The organism is Pseudomonas typographi, from assembly GCF_014694385.1.
GTDB classification, from domain to species: domain Bacteria; phylum Pseudomonadota; class Gammaproteobacteria; order Pseudomonadales; family Pseudomonadaceae; genus Aquipseudomonas; species Aquipseudomonas typographi.
The window spans coordinates 1-2576 of sequence record NZ_JAAOCA010000080.1; the positions used below are offsets into that span (position 1 = coordinate 1).

General features: G+C 58.7%; 5 protein-coding genes. 1 reads left to right on the forward strand and 4 read right to left on the reverse strand.

All coding sequences use genetic code 11. The features are described from left to right. Positions 1 to 470: SOS response-associated peptidase (locus HAQ05_RS27620; protein WP_190427512.1), on the forward strand; the 470-nt coding region annotated here is incomplete at its 5' end. Positions 471 to 751: 281 nt separating this feature from the next. On the opposite strand, the gene HAQ05_RS27625 is transcribed toward HAQ05_RS27620, so the two are convergent. From HAQ05_RS27625 to HAQ05_RS28505, 4 genes are all read right to left on the reverse strand, one after another. Beyond that, entirely contained in the window at positions 752 to 1117 is a 366-nt protein-coding gene (locus HAQ05_RS27625; RefSeq protein WP_190427516.1) for a response regulator, read from the reverse strand. Positions 1118 to 1261: 144 nt separating this feature from the next. Further along, entirely contained in the window at positions 1262 to 1528 is a 267-nt protein-coding gene (locus HAQ05_RS27630) for a hypothetical protein (protein ID WP_190427518.1), read from the reverse strand. Continuing rightward, positions 1525 to 1944: a hypothetical protein gene (locus HAQ05_RS27635; RefSeq protein ID WP_238936611.1), complete on the reverse strand. Its 420-nt coding sequence runs from the start codon at positions 1942 to 1944 to the stop codon at positions 1525 to 1527. The genes HAQ05_RS27630 and HAQ05_RS27635 overlap by 4 nt, the downstream gene beginning before the upstream one ends. Positions 1945 to 2208: 264 nt before the next feature. After that, the coding region (locus tag HAQ05_RS28505) for a lysis system i-spanin subunit Rz (protein WP_202988130.1) at positions 2209 to 2576 on the reverse strand (368 nt) is incomplete at its 5' end.

Genomic DNA, 2576 nt, shown 5'->3' on the forward strand with positions numbered 1-2576 from the left:
ACTGGGCTACCGGCAAGCGCCCACCACCCATCAATGCCCGGGTGGAAACGGTGGCCACCAATCGCTTCTTCCGCACCGCCTGGCCAAGCCGGGTGCTGGTGCCGGCCACGGGCTGGTATGAGTGGGTACCCGACCCAGCCGACCCGAAGCGCAAGCAGCCCTACTTCATTCACCTGAAATCAGGCGACCCTATGTTCTTCGCCGGCATCGGGCGCGAAGGTGAAGGGTTCGTAATCCTCACCGCCGATTCCCTGGGCGGCATGGTCGATATCCACGACCGGCGGCCGATTGTGCTCGAGCCTGAACTCGCCAAGGAATGGATGGACCCCGACACCACCAGCGAGCGGGCCGAGGTGATCGCCCGCGAGTTGGGTACGCCCACCGAGGCCTTCGACTGGTATCCGGTTGGAAAGGCAGTGGGGAATGTGCGGAATCAGGGGCCGCAGTTGATTCTGCCTGTGGTTGAGTGACGCGCGGTTCTGTATGGTTCTAGCCTTCCAGCCCGACTTGCCAAGGGGAGCACATGATCGGAAAGCAGTGGCTGGCTAAGTGGGACTTGGGAGAAAAAGGGGTGACGTGTCGACACTGCGGCGCGGTCCAGCTTTTGACGGATGCACGGCGCCCTTTCGAGCACCGGGAGGGATGTGAGCAAGTCAAGCCCGCTGCGGAATTTCCGTGGCGTGATCTGACGGCGATATTGCGACGGATAAAGGCGGAGGGCGGGGCAAAGCCCTGAAGGGGTTGGTGCCCCCTAGCCTTTTAGCATACTGCGAACGATATCCAGAAGCTCAATCACCTGTAGCGGCTTATGGCAGCATTGCACATTGGACGGCAAGATCCCGCCCTTGGAAAGGTCCTGGCCGCTTAAAATCAAAACCGGTAGCCCCGGCCACTCCACCGAAATCAGTTGAGCCAGATCAAGCCCTTGAATTTTCCCTGGAGTCTGATGGTCAGTTATCACCATGGTGTAGCCGTTGCGCTTCTTCATCGAATGGTACAACTCACCACAGCTCGCGAATGCTTGTGGAGCGCCACCGAACTCTTCAACAAAATCCGCTAGAACCCGGCGCAGCAACGGGTCGTCTTCAGCGATAGCTATGATCTGACGGGACAGCATCTATCGTCCTCAAGAATTTTCGGCGGATCCTACGCCACCTTTTGCGCAATATCGATAGGCACCCGCAGATAAGAGACAAACGGAAAAATGTTTAATTATAGTGATATAGGAACCTTATAACCTTAGCTAATAAATCTCGTCATTTTATTGGCAGGTGTATACCGAGGCCTTCAATTCCTTTTCATACCCGATGCGCTGCCGACGCTCAGCCAAGAGCGCGCGCACCTTCACTTCCAGGCTGTCGCTCTTCTTCAAGCCGGCCGCTGCCCAGGGCGGAACGGCCACGGCCTGGGTGCGGCACGGCACTTGCACTGGAACCTCTACACGCACGGTCCGGGGCTCAGGCTGGGTAACTGGCTCGGCAACGCATCCCACCAGCGCCACGGCGAACGCCGCGATCAGCCACCTCATAGCCCAAGCTCATTGTCGATGATCGCCGCCGCAGTTGCCGCCGGGTCGCCACCGGTGCGCTCTTGTTGCAGGCGGTTCGCCGCCTGGTAGTCCTGCTGAGCATCCTGGTGAGCCTGGTCGGCCGCAGCTTTCGCCTTTTGCTCTCGGTCCTGCTCGGCGGCTTTCAAGGCGGCGATGGCCTGGTTTTGTTCGCCCACCTGCCCTTCAAGCGATTCACGGGTGGTTCTGCAACTGGCCAAGTCTTCGCCGGCCTTCTTCACATCGGCCTGTGCGGTGGTCACGATGGGTTGGTAATGACGCGCAGTGAGCCAGTAGCCGACTCCAGCACCGAGGCCGATCAGCACCAGAGCGACGATGGCGTATCCCGCCAACTTCAACTGGGTCAAAGAGCGGATCAGCGTCCCGCAATCGGCCATAAGGGATCGGCGCTCTTCCTACTACAAATCCCACCGCAAAATATTCCAGAAACTATTCCTGACCGGTCTCGCGCATGACGCCAACTTGCGATTCTGCGCAAGTTGACAAATTCACCAATCAGCAATGTTGGCTGAAAAGGTTCGTGTCAACCAAATTTCCATTCGGCTCGTTTTTGTCAACCGAGCCTCAGCGGTCAGCCCAGCCTATTCCGTTTTTCAAACATCAAATGAGGCCATGTTGATTTTTTCGACTACGACTGTAGGTCACTGACACACATCCCTGATATACGCCTGCGCGGCCTTCAAGGCTGCTTGATCGGCGATGATCCCGGCTCGGATATCGAGAAGGTCTTGTCCAGCAGTTGCAGAGAGTTCGACGGTTCCTGCATCGTCCACGCTGGTGGTGCTGGTGGCTTGGGGCACGTTCCCGCCACCGCTACGACAGGTGCCTGCGACGTGCAGCCGGCGGTTCCCATCAGCAACATCGCGGCGCAGGCGCTCGTTTTCAGCCAATGCATCGGCCTTCTCCTTGGTTCGTTTGGTATCGAGGTCGGCCAGCGCCTGTTCGGCCTGCTGCTGCTTCTCCAGCGCGGTGCGGGATTGTGCGGCGGCGGCGTTGGCGATGGTAGTGA

What these genes read in the sequence shown, in the direction of transcription:
- HAQ05_RS27625 (WP_190427516.1), bottom strand. Translation starts at nt 1,117, where the DNA reads ATGCTGTCCCGTCAGATCATAGCTATCGCTGAAGACGACCCGTTGCTG.
- HAQ05_RS27630 (WP_190427518.1), bottom strand. Translation starts at nt 1,528, where the DNA reads ATGAGGTGGCTGATCGCGGCGTTCGCCGTGGCGCTGGTGGGATGCGTT.
- HAQ05_RS27635 (WP_238936611.1), bottom strand. Translation starts at nt 1,944, where the DNA reads ATGGCCGATTGCGGGACGCTGATCCGCTCTTTGACCCAGTTGAAGTTG.